Here is a 20,179-nt window from a genome sequence, read left to right on the forward strand (position 1 = left end):
GAATGCCGCCAGGGACGCTCCGCGTTCCACTGACGACGCATGACCTGAGCCATGCACAATGGTTATGCACTCCTGTTTCTACGAGCCAAAAAAAAACGGAACCGCGCAAGTCGGTCCCGTTCCACCACAATGGACAGTCCAGCAGTGATCAGCGAACCCCGGCCCCCGCCAGGCTATCGGAGCTCCAGCCATTGTCCGGGCTGAGCTTGTCCATGACCTGTACGCCGGCCTTGCCCGGCCAGACGTTGATGTAATAGGTGCCCGCAATCAGGTCGTAGTGTCCGGCGGTGCTGTTGACGGCAACGGCGTCATACATCTGATGGAGGTAGTTGAAGCCAGGCCGCCACAGTTGACCGCGACCGTCGTATTGGTCCACCGCCACGGCGGTCCAGCTGTCTTCGTCAATGTAGAAGGTGCGCTTGGAGTAAATGTGGCGCATGCCAGGCTTGAGGGTCGCCTCTACCACCCAGACGCGGTGCCGCTCCCAGCGCACCAGGTCTGGATTGATGAATTTGGAGCCAAACACCTGCTCAGGATTCTCGGCGTAGGCGAAGCGATAGGCGTTGTACGGAACGTACATCTCCTTCTTGCCTGTCAGCTTCCAGTCGAAACGGTCCATCCGGCCGTTGAACAGGTTGATGTCGTCGATGGTGGACATCCCTGAGGTACTGGCGTTCGGCGTGTCGTAGGCCAGGTCGGGGGCCAGGCGCACACGGCGTTGTCCAGGCAGATACTGGTAGGCCTTGCGCCCCCGCTCGGTCGCGGTGTAGTCGAATGTCATCACTGCCTCACCCGCGCGGCGTGCAGGGCCACTGTAATTGGCACGGGCGCGGGTAAGCAGAATGTCGTCGCCACTTTTCGACGTATCGTAGTAAGGCATCTCGTAGGTCCAGCGGCCCAACGTAGACGTGACCAGTTTGCCCGCCGCATCGACGTTGTAGGCGCCGTACTTGGGCGCGATCCAGGCCAGGCCCTGGTAGCGCGCGAGGTGGTTGAACATCACTTCGATGCCGGTCTTGGGAATCGGGAACGGTACACCGGCATGGGCGCCTTGCAGCGTTTCGTTATTATTGGTCAGCGCGGCGCTGGTGGCGTTCTTCAACGTGTTGTCCAGCACGAACTGCGGGTAGCCTACGGTGCGATGCGTCGGATAAACGTCGACGCGAAAACCCGGCAGTTTCTTGATCAGTGCCTTGGTTCCTTCCGTGAGCTTATCGGCGTAGGTGTCCACGTTGCTGGCTGTGATCGAGAACTGCGGCTTTTCATTGGCAAAGGGGTCGGGACGAATGCCCGAGGCTTTGTCGAAGCCCGCGGGCGCGGTTTTCAGCCCGCCGTTATAGGCCGGAATGGTGCCATCGGCATTACCGGCCATCTCGGCACCCACGGGGGTCAAGCTGGTGCCCAATTGCTTGGCTTCTTGCTCTGATACTGCTGCATGGAGCACGCCTGCATGCGCAGCCAACAGGCCAAGCGCAATCAGGGTTCTTGTGAGTTTAATCATGTCTCCAACCTCTAGGATGATGGTTTGAGCGTCTTTCCAAGCACGCCCTGCCCTTCAAGGAACTGCGGAATAACGTCCCGTCCCGGCAGTGTTTTTTTAACCAACCGCCCCCTGTCTTCGCCCCCCCCTTATTGGCGCACAAAGGGAGGGGCAGACTTTTTGTCAGGCTGAAAAACGCAAACGCCACGCGGCATGGGAATGCGCGTGGCGTTTTGTCAAAACGGCGTTGCAGGCGTTATGGCTCAGGCGAATACCCGAAGGATGGTCTCGGCCACACACGCGGGTTTGGCGGCGCCCTCGATCTCCACGATCATCTCGTAGGTCACTTGGGCACCGTTACCTTCCAGCGGCTCGAAGGACAGCACCTTGAAGTGCCCGCGTAACCGACTGTCCACTGGCACCGGCTGGACGAAGCGTACCTTGTTCATGCCGTAGTTCACGCCCATCTTCACGTTGCGCAGTTCGAACGCGTTGGTCATGAAGGTGGGTAGCAGGCTCAGGGTCAGGAAGCCATGGGCGATCGTCTTGCCGAATGGCCCTTGGGCGGCGCGTTCGGGGTCGGTATGAATCCACTGGTGATCCCCGGTGGCTTGCGCAAAGGTATTGATTCGATCTTGGTCGATGGCCACCCAGTCACTAGTGCCCACGACTTCGCCGACGAGGCCTTGCAGTTCGGCCAGGGTTTCGTAGCTTTTCATTGTTGTTGTGCTCTCGATAATCTGTTCAATGGCGGATCAGGCGCGCAGTTGCGCCTGCAGTGCGGCCGCGCAAGCGGCTTCGTGGCTGTCGCTGCTGCCCAGGAGCAAATCGGCGACGACGGCCCGTTTGTAGTAATGGCCGACCAGGTACTCCTCGGTCATGCCGATGCCGCCGTGCAACTGGATGCCCTGGCCGCAAACCGACTTGGCCGCGCGACAAATGAGCATCTTGCTGGCCGACACCGTCCTGTCACGAGTGACCGCGTCATCATTGGCCATGGCATCCAGGGCCGCGTGCAGGCTTGAACGTGCCAGTTCCAGCTCCGCCGCCATATCCGCCATCCGGTGCTGCAATGCCTGGAATGAACCGATGGGCACACCGAATTGCTGGCGCACCTTGAGGTAATCGGCTGTGACTTCAATGGTTTTTTCCATCCCGCCGACCAGCTCTGCGCACAGAGCAACGATGCCGTTGGCCAGGCCTTGGCGTAACCCCGACAAACCCTGCCCCGCTTCGCCTAACAAGGCATCGGCGCCAACCTCGACACCATCGAAGTGCAACGCCTGCGCCCAGGTGCCGTCGTGCAAAGGCAGCGTCTGGCAGGTCAGGCCCGGACGATCGGCATCGACCAACAGCAGGCTGATGCCCGGTGCCTGGGGGATTTGCGCCGAGACGATAAACGCCTTGGCTCCCACGGCACCGAGCACCAGGCTCTTGCGCCCGGACAGGCGAAATCCGTCATGCACCGGTTCCGCCTGAAGGGTCACCGGCAATGGCATGCCCCGTGAACCAGCCTCGCCATAGGCCAGCGCAATGCGGTAGGTCCCGTCGGCGAGTTGCGGTACAAGTCGCGCTTTTTGCGCCTCGCTGCCTGTTGCCAACAGCGTCTGGGCCGCCAGCACAGCACAAGCCATGAAGGGTTCCAGTACCAATCCACGCCCCAGTTCCTGGGCGATGATCACCGTGTCCACCAGCGTGCCGCCAAGGCCGCCGTATTCTTCCGGCAACGCGGCCATCAACCAGCCGTTGGCGGCGAACAGGCCCCAGTTGTCCGCACTCCCGTCCTTGCCCGCCTTGAGCAAGGCGGTGCGTGCCTCGAAACTGTAGGCCTTGTCTACATAGCGTCGCAGGCTGTCCTGCAACAGTCGTTGTTCCGAAGTGAATTCGAAATCCATAGCGGTTTCCTGATATCAGAGTTGGAACAGCATCTTGGCGATAATGCCCCGCTGCACTTCACTGGTGCCGCCGTAAATGGTCGAGGCACGGCGCAGGAACATGTCATGGCTGATGCCTCGTGCCAGTGCCTGTTGCGGGAACGGCTGTTGCGGGTCCGCCTCGTGGGGATGCGGATAGGCAATCGCACCGTAGTCAGCCAGCGCCTCAATTTGCGCTTCGGTCATGCGCTGCTGCAGTTCGGTGGCGCGGATCTTGAGGATCGAGCCCAAGGTGTGCGACGCCGGATTGTGCTGTTGTTCCAGGCGTGCCACCCGTTGCACCAGCATTTCGATGGCCTGCAGTTCGGCATCCAGGCGTGCCAGCTTCAGGGCAAACCCGGGCTGCTCGAAAAGTGGCTGGTCATCCACTTGCAGCGTGCTGCCGATCAGCCGCAGCTCGCGCATGTAGCGCTTGAGCTCGGGCAGGTCGGCAACGGTGGCATGTTCGTTGTTGAGCAAAAACTTGGTGATGCTCCAACCCTGCCCTTCGCCACCGATCAGGTTGGCTACCGGCACCCGTACATTGTCGAAAAAGGTTTCATTCAAGTGATGCGCATCATCGATGCTGCGGATCGGGCGCACGGTGATGCCGGGCGTGCGCATGTCCACCAGCAAAAAGCTGATCCCGGCCTGCTTCTTCACATCCATGTTAGTGCGCACCAGCAGGAAGATCCAGTCCGCGTCATGGGCATAACTGGTCCAGATTTTCTGGCCATTGACCACATAATGGTCGCCATCGCGCTCGGCACGGGTGCGCAGCGATGCCAGGTCGGAACCTGCGCCCGGCTCCGAAAAGCCCTGGCACCACAGGCGCTCGCCATTGAACACCGGAGGCAGGTGTTCGGCCTTTTGCTCAGGCGTGGCGAAGCTATTGAGCACCGGGCCAAGCATCTTGTGCACGAAGCCATCCAGGGTGGGCGTGCCCGCCGCGCTGCACTCGTCATCGAACACCAGGATCTGCGGCACCGACCAACCTGTGCCACCGTGCTCCTTGGGCCAGTAAGGCGCACCCCAGCCGCGTTCGGTGAGGAGCTTTTGCCAGCGTGTGATCTGCTCTCGCGGCGAGCGCGTGCAGCGCTGTTGCCCTTTCAGGTCCGCCGGGACCTGGTCGCGAAGGAAGCCGCGCACTTGCTCGCGGAATGCTTCGAGGCTGGCATCAGGTTGAAAATCCATCGCGGTTCCCCTGTCAGTCTTTGCGGTACAGGGTGACGACGCAGGCGCCACCGATGCCAACGTTGTGTTGCAAGGCAATGCGTGCGCCCTCGACCTGGCGCTGCTCCGCGCGACCACGCAGTTGCTGAACCAGCTCGGTGCATTGCGCCAGGCCCGTCGCGCCAATCGGATGGCCCTTGGAAAGCAGGCCGCCAGACGGGTTGACCACGTAGCGTCCGCCGTAGGTGTTGTCGCCATCGTCGACAAACTTCTGCGCCCCACCTTCCGGGCACAGGCCCAACGATTCGTAAGTCAGCAACTCATTCTGGGCGAAACAGTCGTGGAGCTCGACGACGTGCACGTCCTCGACACCGATGCCGGCCATTTCGTAAGCCTTGCGCGCCGCCGCGCGGGACATCGAATAACCGGCAACATCACGCATGTCGCCCGACTTGAATGTCTCCGCGCCATCGGTGGTGAGGGCTTGACCGGCAATCGATACGCTGCGATCCAGGCCGTGCTTTTTCGCATAGGATTCGCTGCACAACACCACCGCGGCGGCGCCGCAGGTCGGCGGGCAGGCCATCAGGCGCGTCATGACGCCCGGCCACACCACTTGATCGGCCATGACCTCTTCGGTAGTCACCACTTTACGGAATACGGCTTTGGGATTGTTCGCCGCGTGACGGCTGGCCTTGGCGCGAATTTTAGCGAAGGTTTCCAGCGGCGTGCCGAAACGATTCATGTGCTCCACGCCCGCGCTGCCGAAGATACGCAGTGCTGCCGGAATCTGCGCCGCACCGGGAATCGCTTCATCGCACTGATCGAGGAACGGCTCCAACGGGCTCGGACGGTCCGGGAAGGAGCTGGGAATGGCACCGGGCACCATCTGTTCGAAACCGAAGGCCAGGACGATATCCACCATGCCGCTGGCGATCGCCTGGTTGGCCAGGAACAGCGCCGTTGAGCCGCTGGCACAATTGTTGTTGACGTTGATCACCGGGATACCGGTCATGCCGACGTTATACAGCACACGCTGGCCGCTGGTGGAATCACCGAAGACGTAGCTGGCATATGCCTGCTGGACCGACTCGTAACCTACGCCGGCATCCGCCAGTGCCAACCGCACGGCCTGCTCGCCCATGACCGCATAGGTCTCGCTCTGGCCAGGCTTGACGAAGGGGATCATACCTACACCCGCGACGACGACTTTCTGCATCATGTCTTACTCCTCAGTATTGAAAACCCTGCCGGCGCCCTGGGCGTTCTGCGCCGGGCAATGGCGCTCGGCAGGTCTTGAGTCTCAAGGATAGGCAGGCCCCATGGCCGGTTGCCCCTCCCTCTTTGGGGCTTCATGGCTGTGGCAGCACCGCACCGGGATAAGGCAACCCTTGCTTGCCAAGGAAGCGGTTCACGGCTTCGACATGGTATCGACTGGCCCCGCACAATGACTGGGCGCTGGCTTCGAACTGGGTCATCGCGTGGCGGTCGGTCTCGAACGAGCGGTTGAGCAGGGTCTTGGCCAATCCTAACGCATCGGGCGGTGCGTCATCGAACTGGCGAGCGAACTGCAAGGCGCTGTCCAGCAACTGCTCCTGGTCAATGACCGCCTGGGCCAGGCCCAGCGCCAGTGCCTGCTGTGCATCGAGCGGCCGGGCGCAAAATATCAGTTCCTTGGCCTTGGCCAACCCCACCACCCTGGGCAGCACGTACAGCATCGACAGGTCTGGCACCAGCCCCAGGCTCAGGAAGGTTGGCAGCAGCCGGGCACGCGGCGTAACGAACATGAAGTCCGCGGCCAGCGCCAGCGAGAACCCCGCCCCTACGGCCGCGCCATCGACTGCCGCGATCACTGGTTTGCCCAAGTCGACCAGGCTGGCGAACCATTCATGAAAACCCAGCACCAGCTGGCGTCCGGCAAACGCGGGGTCGTCACCCTCCTCCAGGCTACCCAGGTCAAAGCCCGAGCAAAAGGCCCCGCCAGCGCCAGTCAGGACGATGGAACGAATCGAACGATCGTCCCGCGCCGTCATCAGGGCTACGGGCAAGGCTTCATTGATGGCTGCTTCGAACGCGTTGCGTTTGTGCGGACGATTCAGGGTGATCAACGCTGTCTTGCCGATTTTTTCGTACAGCACTGCACTGTCAGTCACATTCAACTCCTCCTGATGCGACACCGGCCGGTGCATGCCGGCCGTGCCCAGGGTGCGATGGTCAGGAACACGAACGCCGCCCGTTACAAATTGCGGGCGATGATCACCTTCTGGATGTGGCTGGTGCCCTCGTAGATCTTGGTCACCCGCACGTCACGGCAATAGCGCTCCACCGGAAAATCGCTGAGGTAGCCGTAGCCGCCATGAATTTGCAGCGCTTCGGAGCAGACTTTCTCGGCCATTTCGCTGGCGAACAGCTTGGCGATGGACGCTTCCTTGGCGCAGGGCACGCCGGCGTAGTGCAGGCGCGAGGCGTGCAGCATGTAGTGCTGGGCGACTTCGAACTGGGTGGCCATGTCCGCCAGGTCGAACGCCACGCCTTGCAACTTGATGATCGGCGCACCGTAGGCTTCACGCTCGTTGGCATACTTCACCGCCGCTTCCAGCGCGGCGCGGGCGGCGCCCACGGCCACGGCGGCGATGCCGATACGGCCTTCGGACAGGGTCGCCATCAAGCGTTTGTAAGCGGTGCCCTCCTCCGCCAGCAGGTTATGGGCCGGCACGCGGCAGTTATCCAGTTGAATGGCCGCTACATGCGCCGAGCGCTGGCCCATCTTGCTTTCCACGCGCGTGACGATGTAACCGGGCTCACGCGGGTCGATGATGAACATGCTCGGGCCCTTGCGGCCTTCGGTGGTTTCGGTGGTGGCGGCGATGGCAAAGGCGATGCCTGCTTCGCTGCCATTGGAGATGAACTGCTTGCTGCCGTTGAGCACGTAATGGTCGCCATCGCGGCGCGCCGTGGTGCGAAACGCGGCGGTGTCGGAACCGGCCTGGGGTTCGGTCAGCAGGCCGGCGGCAATCAGCTCGCCGCTAATCATCCCGGCTAGGTATTTCTGCTTCTGCAACTCGGTGCCGAAGCGATGCAGCATGTCGGTCATACCATTATGAACATGCAAAATGGTCGCAAAACCGGCATCGGCGGCGGCAAACTCCTCGATGCACAGGCAGTATTCCGGAAAGGACATGCCCGCTCCGCCCGCCTCCTCGGGAATCTGCATGCCCAGGAAGCCCAGGTCGGCCACGGCCTTGAGCTCAGCATGGGGCCAGGCACCCGTGCGGTCGCGTTCGGCGGCGGTGGCGCCCACTACTTCTTGCGCCACCTTGCGGGCAGCGTCGCGAATCATGATTTCCTGCTCACTCAGGAATGCTGCGGATGTATCACTCATGGTCTTCCTCTTGTACCGGGTCGGGTAATCGATGCTGACCTGAGCATGCGCGGTGGCCGACATCGCATGCGCCTCCCGTCTCGGGAGGGTGCGCGGGCTGACGCCCGCATCCGGTTACTTGAGCAGGCCTTGCTGGCGAGCCAGGGAGATCGCCGCGTAGCGGCTCGACACACCGAGCTTGGCGAGGATGTTTTTCACGTTCCACTTCACGGTGCCGAAGGTGATGTTGAGCGTCAGGGCGATGCGCTTGTTCGACATCGCCTGGGCGACCAAACCGAGGATTTCCAGCTCACGTGGGGTCAGGGTGGCTCGTGGCCCGTCGTTCATCTTCCTGGGGGCAACGGCTACCTGCACGGGTACCTCGTGCAAGTTTTCGCGGTTGAGCAGCGCGTCCAGATACTCGGCGACAGAAATGTCCCGGGCGATTTCGCCTTGCCATTGATTCAGCAATGCGAGCACCGCCGGGCCTTCATCGAGCAGTGTGCGCACTAACCCCATCCGGGCACTCGCTTGCATGGCCTGTTGCAAGTACGTCAACGCCTGCTCTGGCTGGCCGAGCATGTCGTGCGCCAGGGCACTGAGCAGAAGCAGGCGAACCCGCGTGCGTCCCCGCGCCGACTGCTCGGCATAGACGCTGACGGCCTGCAACTGTTCCAGCGCAAGGCCAGGGTCACGCCCGGCCAGTGCCAGTCGCACCCTGGACATCGCCACCTGGCAACTGATTTCCCCGCGGGTTTCGGCATTTGGCCGCTGGGCCGCCTCCAGCGCAGCCAGTCGCGTCACCAGTTCGCCGGCGCGACGACTTTCACCCTGCTCAATCAGCACCCGGACTTGCTCGGCCAGCATCATTGCCAGCAACCGGTCCAGGCCCAGCACGTGAAAGTGCGCGCCCTGGGTTTCGAGGAAACTCAAGGCCGCCTGGGCCGATTCGCGCTGCAAGGTGATGCGCGCACGACACAGTGAGGCCCGGCCCATCACTTCGGGCATGGATGAGCGCAGGATCCCGCTGCGGTTGGCCAGGACCCGCAACGCCTCGTCCAGCTGGTCCAGTTCGTAATAAGCGTCGCAGAGTGTGGCGGCGCACAGATTGGCGGAAACCGAATCGCGTCCATAGGCTTGCTCGGCACGCTCGGTCACGCTGGCCCCGATGCTTTGCGCCTGGCGTGCATTGCCTTCGCGCAGGCTGGTCAGCGCCCGGGTGGATTCGAAGACCATGGCCATGTCGTTGTCGCGATACTGCAGGTCTATCGGGTGCTGCTCATGGAGCTTGCGCGCGTCATCTACACGCCCCACCGACAAATAGGCAGTGGCCAGTCCCGAGAGACTGATGTAGCGCAACGAGCGGTTTTCCAATGGCGTCTGCAAGGTCGGTTCCAGCAGGCCGATGACCCGTAGCGGCTGATCCAGTGTCAGGGCAATCGCGGCGTCGGCCAGCACCAGTTTCGAGGAGATCGCGGGGTTGCGTGAGGCTTCGCTGCGGCGGATCTGCTCCACCCAGCGCTCGGCTTTTTCCGGCCGGGCGGTGAAGGCATAGGTCAGGCAGCCCATGATGAACAGTTGCGGATGAGCGAACAGCGTGTCCTGGGGCAGGCGTTCGAGCAAATGCAGCATCGGGCTGGTGTAGGCCATGCTCCAGATACTGGACGCCGCTTGCTCCATGGCCTTGACCGCGTAATCGCGATCGCCGCCCAGATTGGCGTGGCGCACCGCCTCCACCAGATAATCATGCTCGGCAAACCACTGGCTGGCGTGCCGATGAAGCGCCTGCACCACCACCTCGCCACGGGCCGCCAGGCGCTGGTTGAGAAACTCGCCGAACAGAGGATGGAAGCGATACCAGGGCGTACTGTCGTCTGATTCGATGCGCTGGATCAGCAGATTCTCATCCTCGGCGCGCTTGATCATGTCCTGCGCATGGGGACAGCCACTGACAAATTCGCCGACCTCAGCGTTGAAGCGCCGCAGGATCGAGACCTTTTCCATGAATTCCAGCAGCTGCGGCGGCAGGCAGGCCACCACGTCCTCGGTCAGGTAAGCCTGCAGGTCCGCCGAGTTGCGCAGGATCGAACGCAGTTGCGAACGCCGCGTTGGCCGCACCCGCAGCATGGTGGCGATGGGCTGCAGGCTGGCCGGCCAGCCGCTGGTCAGGTCATGGATCAGGCGTTCCTCGTCGGCGGTGAGTGGCAAAACGCTGAGGTTTTGCTTGAAGAATGCCTGGGTTTCATCGACATCGAACGGCAATTCGACGGTGTCGATCTCGGCGACATGCCCTTGCATGCGCAAGCGGCCCAGGCTCAGTGGCGGCGTGGTCCTCGAGGCAATGGTGATGTGCAGGTTGCCTGGGCAATGATCGAGCAATTTCTGCATCAAGCGGTGCGCGCTCGGTGATTCGACGTGTTGAAAATCGTCGAGCAGCAGGTGCAACTCTCTTTCGAGGTCTTGTACGGCGTGGGTGATCAGGGCGATCAAGGCGTTGATCGACTGTTCGCTGCCGTCGCTGTTGAGCCAGTCCTGATCCATTGCAATGCCCAGGCGTTGCAAGGCGGCCAGCAGATAGGACAGGAAGCTGGCGAACTGGCGGTCATCGAGGCTGAACGATACCCAGGCCACGTCCAGCCCGGCCTTCATCAGTTCCAGGCGCCATTGGGCGAGCAAAATGGTTTTACCGAACCCGGCGCCGCCAGTAATCAGGGTTGCACTGCAGTGTTGCGATTCGCGCAAGCGGTTCAGCAGGTGTGCACGGGGAATGTGCCGGGCGCTCAGGCGCGGCGGCGCGAACTTGGTGGCGACCAGTAGATCGCCGGCGTTGATGACATTTGTCTGCATTATTGACTTCTCCGCCCTTGGCATGTTGCCTGGATGTGACGCCTATCCTGCAACAGACGAAGCGGCGCTCGCCCCGTCCGCAAGGGGGGGGGATAGCGCTCTCGGGAGTCGCGTAATTTTCAATCCAGACAGAAACGTCAATTGCATGAGATCGAGGATTGGAGATGAGCGAGTCCGTTTCTTTTGACATCAAGGGCCAGGTGGGCTGGATCACCCTGACCCGTCCAAAAGCCATGAATGCCCTCAACCGTGAAATGCTGGAGGCCATGACCGCCCGCCTGAACGCCTGGGAACACGACGATCAGGTGCGGGTGATCGCCCTGACCGCCACCGGTGCGGCGTTTTGCGCCGGCGCCGACCTCAAGGCTGGCGGAACCCCGCAGCCCGGCGAAAAAGACCTGCTGGACACCATCGTCACCTTCTTCGACGCGCTGCGCGCATTCCCCAAACCGGTGATTGCCGCGGTCAACGGGCTCGCCCTGGCCGGTGGCCTGGAAGCCGTATTGTGCTGCGACCTGGTAATCGCCGCGCAAAGCGCACGTTTTGGTGATGCCCATTCAAACTTCGGTGTGTTCCCGGGCGGCGGCGGTGCCGCGGTATTGCCACGCAAGATCCCCGAGAACGTTGCCAAGTACATGTTGTTCACCGGTGACGCCCTGCCCGCCCAGGACATGAAGAACTATGGCCTGGTCAGCGAAGTGGTGGCCGACGGCGAACTGGTCGAACGCGTCCAGGCCCTGGGCGACAAGCTCGCCGGGAAAAGCCCGCTGGTGCTGCGCAAGATGAAGAAAGTCGCCGACGAAGCCGGCGACAAATCCCGCGCCGATGCATTGCGCCAGGAGCTGCTGGAACTGCGCGACCACCAGCGCTCCTACGACATGGCCGAAGGCGTGCGCGCCTTCGCCGAGAAACGCAAACCTGATTTCAAGGGTTACTGATTACGCCTCCCCTGCAGGAGCGAGCATGCTCGCGAAAAACGTCATGCCAGCGCGGGCAAACAGACAGCCCGCGTGATCGATGACCTCCATTGCGAGCATGCCCGCTCCTACAGAGGCCTGCGCCTGCCTTTTCTGACTATTCGAGGTAACGATGGAAAACGTATACATCGTCGGCGTCGGCATGACCGCCTTCGGCCGTCACACCGACAAGACCATCAAGCAACTGACCGCCTGGGCAGTGGAAGACGCCCTTAAAGATGCCGACTGCGACCGAAAGTGGATTCAGGTCGGTTTCTTCGGCAACTGCACCCAGGGCCACTTCGATGGCCAGCACATGATCCGTGGACAAGTGGCGCTGCTGCCGCTGGGCCTGGACGGCATCCCGATCTTCAACATCGAAGGGGCCTGCGCCTCGTCGAGCCATGCCTTTAACCTGGCCGTGACCCAGTTGCAGGCCGGCGCTGCCGAAGTGGCATTGGCAGTAGGCGCCGAAAAGATGTTCTACAGCGACAAATCGAAGATGTTCTCGGCCTTCGAGTCTGCCTGGGACATCGAAACCTTCGAGGAAAACAAGAACTACCTGGCGAGCATGGGCAAGGGCATCGTGCCGCCTGCCGGTTCGCAATCCGAAAAACCCTACAGCCCGTTCATGGACGTCTACGCCGCCCTGGGCCGTGGCGGCCTGATGGAGCGCTACGGCATTACCCAGCGTCAACTGGCCGCCGTATCCTCGAAGAACCACGGCCACTCAGTGCACAACGAGCGCTCCCAGTACCGTAATGCCATGAGCATCGAGGAAATCCTCGCCGCCCCGCCGATCACCTACCCGATCACCCTGCCGATGTGCTCGCCGATTTCCGACGGCGCGGCTGCCGCGATCCTGTGCACTGAATCGGCCATGAAGAAATACGGCTTCAACAGGAACCGGGCCATCAAGGTCCTGGCCAGCGTGGTGCGCTCGGCCTCGGCCCGTGCCGCCGACGACTTCGACAAGGGATGCACCCACCTGGCCGGCAAGGCGGCCTTCGAGCAGGCCGGCATCAGCCCGCAAGATGTCGATGTGGCTGAAGTGCATGACGCCACCGCCGTCGGCGAACTGCTGGCGATCGAGGCCCTGGGCCTGTGCGAGCCGGGCATGAGCGGTGTGATGGCGGAAAATGGCGACAGCGCCCTGGGCGGCCGGTTGCCGGTCAACCCGTCTGGCGGCCTGGAATCCAAGGGGCATCCGATTGGTGCCACCGGCATCGGCCAGATCTTTGAACTGGTCGAGCAACTGCGCGGCAACTGCGGTCCGCGTCAGGTCGAAGGCGCGCGTATCGCCTTGCAAGGCAACGGCGGCGGCCTGTGGCGCGTCGAAGAGTCCACCGAGCACGTCGGCATTTTCGGCCGCGCCTGATCGTTTATGGAGGTCGGCGTCTTCGAGGAAACCACGCATTTCCTGCGCCGCACTCCACCTACTATTATTTCACCAGAGGAAAACATGATGACCATTCGTTTTGATGATCGCGTCGCTATCGTCACCGGCGCCGGCAATGGCCTTGGGCGCGTTCATGCGTTGAACCTGGCTGCGCGCGGCGCGAAGGTTGTGATCAATGATTTCGGCGGTAGCCGTGACGGTTCCGGCAGTTCGTCCGATGCGGCCCTGGCCGTGGTCGAGGAAATCCGCCAGGCCGGCGGTGTTGCCATTGCCAACGGCGCTAACGTGGCCGACTACGAACAAGTCCAGGCCATGGTCAAGCAAACGGTCGAAGCCTTCGGTCGCGTCGACATCCTGATCAACAACGCCGGGATCCTGCGCGACAAGTCGTTCGCCAAGATGGAAATGGCCGATATCCATGCGGTGATCAATGTTCACCTGATGGGCTCGATCAATTGCACCAAGGCAGTGTGGGACCTGATGCGCGAGCAAAACTACGGTCGCGTGCTGATGACCACTTCTGCCGCCGGCCTGTTCGGCAACTTCGGCCAGGCCAACTACGGCGCGGCGAAGATGGCGGTAGTAGGCCTGATGAACATGCTCGCCATCGAAGGTCGCAAGAACAACATCCTGGTCAACACCCTGGCGCCGATGGCGGCCACGCGCATGACCGAAGACGTAATGCCGGCCGAACTGCTGGCGGCCAGCCGACCTGAGCAGGTAACCCCGGGCGCGCTGTTCCTGGTCAGCGAAAACGCACCGACCAAGCTGATCCTGGGTGCCGGCGCCGGTGTGTTCTCGGCCGTGCGCATGGAAGAGACCACTCCGGTATTCATCGGCAACGAAGACCTGACACCCGAAGCCATCGAGGCGAACATCGCGCGTATCACCGACTGGGGCACTGCCGTCGAACGCTTCGACGCCAACCAGCAGGTCAAGGTGTTCATTGACACGGCCATGGCGGCTATCAAGGCTCAACAGGCCTGAGTATTCCCGGGGCCATGCCCCGGGTTAAACTCGCGACGATGATCGCAACGGGCGTGCAGCCACACGCCCGGACGGAGAATGAATAATGACAATAATGAACTTCGCACACACGGTCGGTAACCTGGCCGTGCGGTTCGGCGATCGGGAAGCCCTGGTCAACATCGAGCGCAATCGCCGCTACAACTTCCGTGAATTCCATTCGCTGACCAATCGCATCGTCAACATGTTGCGTGGGCGACTTGGGCTGTGCCGCGGGGATGTCTACCTCTGCATCCTGGAAAACGACAACATCTCGCTGTTCCATGCCTGGACGGCGCTCAAGGGCGACGCCGCCGCGGCCTACGCGAACTATCGCGACGCGTTCGAGGAGCACCGCTGGCAAATAGAGTTCCTGCGCCCAAAAGTGGTGTTCATCGAAAACGCGTTGATCGATCGTTACTTTGATGCGCTTCACGATCAAGGCATCACCGTCGTCTGCATGGATCCTCCCGAACACCCGCGTGACGGGTTGCTGTACTTCTGGGACCTGCTCGAAGGCGTGCCGGATCACAATCCGGGCGTCGACAACGACACACAAAAGGACACCCTGGTCTATCGCTTCACCGGGGGCACCACCGGCCAGAGCAAGTGTGTTGCCTACACCATCGAAAACTGGATGGCGCTGCGCGATTCGATGTATCTGGAAGCCGAGCAACCCTATCAGCCGGATACCCGCTTCCTGCACATGGCGCCGATCAGCCACGGCTCCGGGCTGGGCCTGCTGCCGACGCTGTTTCGCGGCGGCTGCACCCTGACCCAGAACATCCCGGACCTGGCTCGCCTGTGCCGCAATATCGAAGCGGAAAAGGTCACCATGACCCTGCTCGTGCCAACCATGATCTATCGCCTGCTGGAATTGCCCGAGGCGCGCGAGTTTGACCTGTCCTCACTGCAGACCATGGCCTATGGGGCCGCACCAATGAGCCCGGCGAAACTGCGCCAGGCCCAGGAGCGCTTCGGCAATATTTTCATGCAGATTTATGGCGCCACTGAGTGTTTGCACGCCGTAGCGTTGCTGGGCAAGGCCGACCACTTGACCCAGAACGAGAAGCAGCTGTCCTCGGCCGGGCGCATCGCCGTCGGCGCCGAGATCCTGATCGTCGATGACAATGGCCAGGAAGTTCCGCTGGGCACCACGGGTGAGCTGTGGGTGCGGTCCCGGGGCACCATTTCGGGTTACTTCAACAACCCGCAAGGCACCGCGCAGGAGTTCCACAATGGTTACTGGAAATCCGGCGACCTGGGCTACATCGATCAGGAGGGTTTCCTGTACCTGGTCGACCGCAAGAAGGACATGATCATCACCGGTGGTTTCAACGTGTATGCCATCGAGGTGGAAGCGGCGCTCAATGCTCACCCCGCGGTGCTGAACTCGGCCGTCGTGGGCATTCCCCATGAGGAATGGGGTGAGGCGGTGCACGCCGAAGTGATCCTCAAGAATGGCCAGGTCGTGTCGGTCGACGCGCTGATCGAACACGTTAAGGGTCGCCTGGGCCGCTTCAAGGCGCCCAAGTCCATCCAGTTCGTCGAGGCCCTGCCGCTCAGTGTGGTGGGCAAGGTGCTGCGCCGTCAGGTGCGTGAAAAGTACTGGAAAGACAAGGCGCGTTGCGTGTCCTGAACCTCTGTTTGTTCTGAACGTTTACCCCTTCGTTTTCGCCCTGATGTCCCCTACCGCCCTTGGTCAGGCTGGGGACATCAGGGCTTTTTTTCGTCAGGCTGGCCTGGGTTGGCGGGCCCGGCCGTTGTGGGAGCAAGCCTGCTCGCGAAAACGCGTTCGTCCAGGCAGCCCGTATTATCGTTAACGACCATCGCGGGCAAGCCCGCTCCCACAAGGACCGCGTTCAACCTGTGGGAGATTCTATGGTTGAGGGCAAGCCCGCTCCTGCAGGTCAGCGCCTCATAGCCGCACCAGCGCCGGGGGGAAGTATTCGCCGCTGGCCACCGGGCCCTTGCCGCCGTAGTAGCGCAGCATCAGTCGGAACGGCTCGCCTGCCACCGTCGGCAGCCAATTGTTTTCGGCCGCGCCCTGGGGCAATTGCGGTCCGAAATACAGCGTGAGGGAGCCATCGGCGTTGTAGTGAAGGTCGGATTGGTTGTTCAGCAAAAAGCGGTCAAGCGCGTTGGGCAACACCCGGAAGGTTTTGCTGTTAGTGGCCGTGACGGACCAGAAGTACCGTGCGAACCCGGAAGGCAATTGTTCACGCGGGAATGTCAGCGAGTAGCTTTTCCCGCCATCAAGGACCTGACCATCAGCATCCCGCGCGCCACGGTAATAGTTGACCTCCGCGCTGGTGTTGGCCCAGATGCCGCCCAGATCGATCAGCGTCCGGGTCAGGTAATCCTCGCCATAAGCCCCGGAAACCGCCGGGCGCACCCAACCGTTGCGCACGGTACCCGGACCGATGGTGGCCGCTGCGCTGGCAAGGGCCGCAAAGGTACGGGTCTTGATTTGCTGGTCGATGCGCGCACGTTCGCCAGGTTGCTTGATCTGTTCGGCAATGGCACGCACTTGCGCTTGCAGCGTCTGCATGCCTGGATTGAGATCGGGCTCCTCAAGTGCCGCCGCAGCGGCATCGAAGGCCTCCACCGTCGGCAACCTGTACAGCTCGAATACCGGCCCGTGCGGTGTCGACGGCAGCTCTGGCGAGCCCGTCGCGCGCATTGTGAACTGATGCTGCAGTTGCTCGGCCACCTGCCGATCGGCCCCCAACTCGACCCGCGACAGCACCCGGGCCGTGCGTACGGGCAGGTCGATTCGCCGGGTATTGGCCGGCAGATCCACTTTTGCACCTCTGAGGCACACCGCGAACTCACCATACGGATGGTCGGCGAACACACGTTCATTTATGTTGGCCAGGGTTTCCCCCCAGCCATTGAGAAATTGCACCGTGTAATAGCGATTGGTGACCTTCGGCACGCTTACCTGGGTACAACTGCGTTCATCGACGGCGATCCAGGCTTCCGAATAGGCGACGTCGAGATTGGGATTGGGCCAGTCAACCGCACCGGGTTTACGGTGCACCAACTGGTTCCAGGTCATGCCGTCCTGAAAGTCCAGCTGCTGCTGGCGCATGACCAGCAAGCGCCCGAGCAGGTAGATATAGGCATCGCTGACTTGTTGATCGGTGAAGGCAGGTGGCGAGGCGGGAGGTGCTTCGTCTGCGCAGGCTGCTCCGGCCTGGATGGCCAACGCGAGGACGGAAGCGGCAAAAGCGCCACTGCAGCGCATAAGGTGCGATCTAACGGACATTGTTGTTCTCCATCGTGGTCCATGAACGAACCGTTATGCCTCTGCCAGCCCCATACCGCCCCTCTCGTTAAGGGAGGTATGAGGATGCTAGCCGAGGGGAGAACCGATGTCAGGCCACGTCGACATCCTTGAGCGACGCCATGTCGATCACGAATCGATACTTCACGTCATTGTTCTGCATGCGGGTGAACGCCTGGTTGATGTCCTGGATGTCGATCATTTCGCAACTTGGCAGCACTTGATGCTCGGCGCAGAAGTCCAGCAACTCCTGGGTCTGCTCCAGTCCACCGATCAACGCGCCGGTGATCGAACGGTTGTTGATCGCCAGCAATGCACCGTGAATCGGCTCCAGCGGTTCCAGGGCGCCAACCAGCACAAGTTTGCCATTGCGGCCCAGCAGCATCAGGTAAGGGTTGACGTTGTGGCCGCGCGGGATGGTGTCCAGAATCAGGTCGAAGCTGCTGGCGGCGGTTTTCATGGCCTGCGGGTCGGACGACAACAGTACATGATGCGCGCCAAGCGCCAGGGCGTCCTCGGCCTTGCCGGGTGAAGTGGTGATCACGGTGACCTCGGCGCCCAACGCAACGCCGAGCTTGACCGCCATGTGGCCCAGTCCGCCCAGCCCGATGACCGCCAGGCGCGTACCGGTCTTGACGTCATGCTCGCGCATCGGCGTCCAGACAGTGATGCCGGCACACAGCAACGGACCGGTGAAGCGCGGATCCAGCGCCGGCGGTACCCGCAACACGAAACGCTCGCGTACCACGATGTGTTGGGCGTAACCGCCGCGGGTCACCTCGCCGCTGATGCGGTCCAGGCCGTTATAGGTGGGTGTCATGCCCTGGGTGCAATGCGGCTCCTGATGTTGCTCGCAGGCCGCACATTGCTGGCAGCTGTCGACCATGCAACCGACAGCCACCCGATCACCGGGACGATAACGATTGACAGCAGGCCCCACGGCAGTGACCCGACCGACGATTTCATGGCCCGGCACACAGGGAAACCGCGTGCTTTTCCAGTCGTTATGCACGTAATGCAGGTCGGAATGGCAGACGCCGCAGTAGTCGATATCGATGGCGACATCGTCGGCGCGCAGCTCACGGCGTTCGAAGCGCAGGGGTTCGAGGGGAGCGTTGGCTTCATGGACGCCATAGCCGATGCAGGTGGTCATGTTCATTTCTCCACAGATTGAATGAGCGCTCCCCTGTAGGAGCGAGCGTGCTCGCGATGGTCGCTATCGATGACGCGGGGTGTCTGAATGCCCGCGTTGCCTGGACGTTTTTCGCGAGCAGGCTCGCTCCTACAGGGAATGGTGTCAGATCGAAGGCCGCAACCAGGGCGCGGCACTGGTTTCTGGTGCGGCGATCTGGTTGGAAATCCACTTGCCCATGCGACGCATCGGCTCGATGGAATCCTGGGGCGCGGCAAACTTCATGGCAGCGGCGTAGCCCAGGGAAACGATGCGTTGAGCGCCATACAGCGGCAGCACATCCTTGAGTTGATCCTTGATGCTTTCGGGATAGACGCCGACGGTTTGGGTGTAGGCGTCAACCGCCGCCATCATTTCGCTCAAGTCGTCGACCGGCACCAGGTTGGCAGTCCGGTCATCGAGGCTGGCGGCGAAGGACACCGGTTCCGGCAATTGCGAGCAGATAATCGCGCCCTCGCCTTCCTTGCCACCGATGACCTTGTACCACTCGTCATCCAGGCGCAGCGCGTCGACGTGGGCCTTCAGGCCCTGGTCGTAACGCTTGGGCGCGGTGCTCAGGGTATTGGGCAAGCCCAGCATGGCTTCATAGACATACTGGCCAAAGGTGTTGAGCCGCTCCAGGCCCTGCTCGTCCGTGCCGCTCTGCACATACACCACACGCGCGCAGACACAGCCCTTCTGGTTGATTGCACCGATGTCGGCCGCCAGGCGCACCGCCGCTTCGCGCATGTTCTCTTCGTTGTAGAAGGCCTCCTGGCCAATGATGCTGGCGCTGCGCTTGGGGTCCAGGGAAATCAGTTCAAGGCCGGGCTGGATGTATTTGGTCACGTGCTTCATCGAGGCGAAACCGCCCCAGGCGACGATTTTTTCCAGGTTCTGCGGTTGGTAAAGGCGCTGCTCGAACGCCTCGTCGCCGCCCTTCCAGTAAGCCACCGAAAGGTGTTTGGTCAGCGGATGATCCGGCGCCATGTCGACCATGGTGCGGGCGATGGCCAGCGCCGTGAACGGGTCGTTGGACGGCGCCTTGATGATCGCGTCGCTGCGCAGCACCATGTTGCGGATGATGGTCCACAACGACAGGGACACTGCGTTGCCGGCGACGATGTGCAAGGTCCGGGCGCCAAAGCAGCGCACTTCCAGTTCGGTGCCGTCGAGCAGTGTCTGCGGAACCCAGCCTTCCAGGTATTTGATACCCACCGTGCTTTCTGCCATCTCGGTGATGAACTCACGGGACAGCAAGTGCTTGAGGCCCATGTAGGAGCCCTTGACGATGGTCGGGGTGGTCGGCGCCGTGAGGAACGACAGTTCACAGGCTTCCTGCAGGTACTGGTTCTTGTCCAGGTCCAGGCGCGCACCGAGTTCGACGGCGTAATCGAGAATGTCGTCGAAACTCAAGCGGTACAGGTCGGCGAGCTTCGCCGGATTGCCCAGGGGCAACTGGTCGATGTACTTGCTGGCGTCGGGGGTGAGAAAACTCAGGTCGCCGCCGCGACCGCCCACTTCGATCAGGTTATCGGTGATGACTTGACCACGAATGATCATCGGAGCAATGGGATGGGACATG

Annotated in this window: 15 protein-coding genes; 4 read left to right on the forward strand and 11 right to left on the reverse strand. The window is 61.9% G+C overall.

All coding sequences use genetic code 11. The features are described from left to right. Positions 1 to 148 precede the first annotated feature (148 nt). The 8 genes from PG5_RS20930 to PG5_RS20965 form a co-directional block, all read right to left on the reverse strand. On the reverse strand, positions 149 to 1,498 hold the full coding sequence (locus PG5_RS20930) for a DUF1329 domain-containing protein (RefSeq protein ID WP_371106616.1): 1,350 nt from the start codon (positions 1,496 to 1,498) through the stop codon (positions 149 to 151). Positions 1,499 to 1,743: 245 nt separating this feature from the next. After that, positions 1,744 to 2,199, reverse strand: a complete 456-nt coding sequence (locus PG5_RS20935; RefSeq protein WP_020799109.1) for a MaoC family dehydratase — start codon at positions 2,197 to 2,199, stop codon at positions 1,744 to 1,746. A 36-nt stretch (positions 2,200 to 2,235) separates the two neighbouring features. After that, positions 2,236 to 3,375, reverse strand: a complete 1,140-nt coding sequence (locus PG5_RS20940; protein ID WP_020799110.1) for an acyl-CoA dehydrogenase family protein — start codon at positions 3,373 to 3,375, stop codon at positions 2,236 to 2,238. Positions 3,376 to 3,390: 15 nt separating this feature from the next. After that, positions 3,391 to 4,587, reverse strand: a complete 1,197-nt coding sequence (locus PG5_RS20945) for an acyl-CoA dehydrogenase family protein (protein WP_020799111.1) — start codon at positions 4,585 to 4,587, stop codon at positions 3,391 to 3,393. A gap of 13 nt (positions 4,588 to 4,600) precedes the next feature. Then, positions 4,601 to 5,788 (reverse strand): lipid-transfer protein, encoded by a 1,188-nt coding sequence (locus PG5_RS20950; RefSeq protein ID WP_020799112.1) that lies wholly within the window; start codon positions 5,786 to 5,788, stop codon positions 4,601 to 4,603. Positions 5,789 to 5,918: 130 nt separating this feature from the next. Continuing rightward, positions 5,919 to 6,719, reverse strand: a complete 801-nt coding sequence (locus PG5_RS20955) for an enoyl-CoA hydratase/isomerase family protein (protein ID WP_020799113.1) — start codon at positions 6,717 to 6,719, stop codon at positions 5,919 to 5,921. Between the two features lie 83 nt (positions 6,720 to 6,802). After that, on the reverse strand, positions 6,803 to 7,948 hold the full coding sequence (locus tag PG5_RS20960) for an acyl-CoA dehydrogenase family protein (RefSeq protein ID WP_042955607.1): 1,146 nt from the start codon (positions 7,946 to 7,948) through the stop codon (positions 6,803 to 6,805). Positions 7,949 to 8,062: 114 nt separating this feature from the next. Continuing rightward, positions 8,063 to 10,774, reverse strand: coding sequence for a LuxR C-terminal-related transcriptional regulator (locus PG5_RS20965; RefSeq protein ID WP_020799115.1), 2,712 nt, complete (start codon positions 10,772 to 10,774; stop codon positions 8,063 to 8,065). 164 nt (positions 10,775 to 10,938) lie between these two features. On the opposite strand from PG5_RS20965, the gene PG5_RS20970 reads away from it, so the two are divergent. The 4 genes from PG5_RS20970 to PG5_RS20985 all read left to right on the forward strand — a co-directional run bounded on the left by PG5_RS20970 (position 10,939) and on the right by PG5_RS20985 (position 15,773). Beyond that, a complete protein-coding gene (locus tag PG5_RS20970; RefSeq protein ID WP_020799116.1) occupies positions 10,939 to 11,712 on the forward strand; it encodes an enoyl-CoA hydratase/isomerase family protein in 774 nt (257 codons plus the stop codon). Positions 11,713 to 11,863: 151 nt separating this feature from the next. Beyond that, the gene (locus PG5_RS20975) at positions 11,864 to 13,108 is read left to right on the forward strand and encodes a thiolase family protein (RefSeq protein WP_020799117.1); all 1,245 of its coding nucleotides are present in this window, start codon (positions 11,864 to 11,866) and stop codon (positions 13,106 to 13,108) included. An 87-nt stretch (positions 13,109 to 13,195) separates the two neighbouring features. Further along, positions 13,196 to 14,116 carry an SDR family NAD(P)-dependent oxidoreductase gene (locus tag PG5_RS20980; protein WP_042955605.1) on the forward strand — a complete coding sequence of 307 codons (921 nt, stop codon included), beginning with the start codon at positions 13,196 to 13,198 and terminating at the stop codon, positions 14,114 to 14,116. Between the two features lie 85 nt (positions 14,117 to 14,201). Next, a complete protein-coding gene (locus PG5_RS20985; RefSeq protein ID WP_141195478.1) occupies positions 14,202 to 15,773 on the forward strand; it encodes an AMP-binding protein in 1,572 nt (523 codons plus the stop codon). Between the two features lie 279 nt (positions 15,774 to 16,052). On the opposite strand, the gene PG5_RS20990 is transcribed toward PG5_RS20985, so the two are convergent. From PG5_RS20990 to PG5_RS21000, 3 genes are all read right to left on the reverse strand, one after another. Beyond that, positions 16,053 to 17,405, reverse strand: a complete 1,353-nt coding sequence (locus tag PG5_RS20990) for a DUF1214 domain-containing protein (RefSeq protein ID WP_155943734.1) — start codon at positions 17,403 to 17,405, stop codon at positions 16,053 to 16,055. 109 nt (positions 17,406 to 17,514) lie between these two features. Next, positions 17,515 to 18,576 carry an NAD(P)-dependent alcohol dehydrogenase gene (locus tag PG5_RS20995; protein WP_020799122.1) on the reverse strand — a complete coding sequence of 354 codons (1,062 nt, stop codon included), beginning with the start codon at positions 18,574 to 18,576 and terminating at the stop codon, positions 17,515 to 17,517. Between the two features lie 144 nt (positions 18,577 to 18,720). After that, positions 18,721 to 20,178, reverse strand: a complete 1,458-nt coding sequence (locus PG5_RS21000; RefSeq protein WP_020799123.1) for an acyl-CoA reductase — start codon at positions 20,176 to 20,178, stop codon at positions 18,721 to 18,723. Between the last annotated feature and the right edge of the window lies 1 nt (position 20,179).

Origin of the sequence: Pseudomonas sp. G5(2012) (assembly GCF_000408945.1) — a bacterium.
Taxonomy (GTDB): Bacteria; Pseudomonadota; Gammaproteobacteria; order Pseudomonadales; family Pseudomonadaceae; genus Aquipseudomonas; species Aquipseudomonas umsongensis.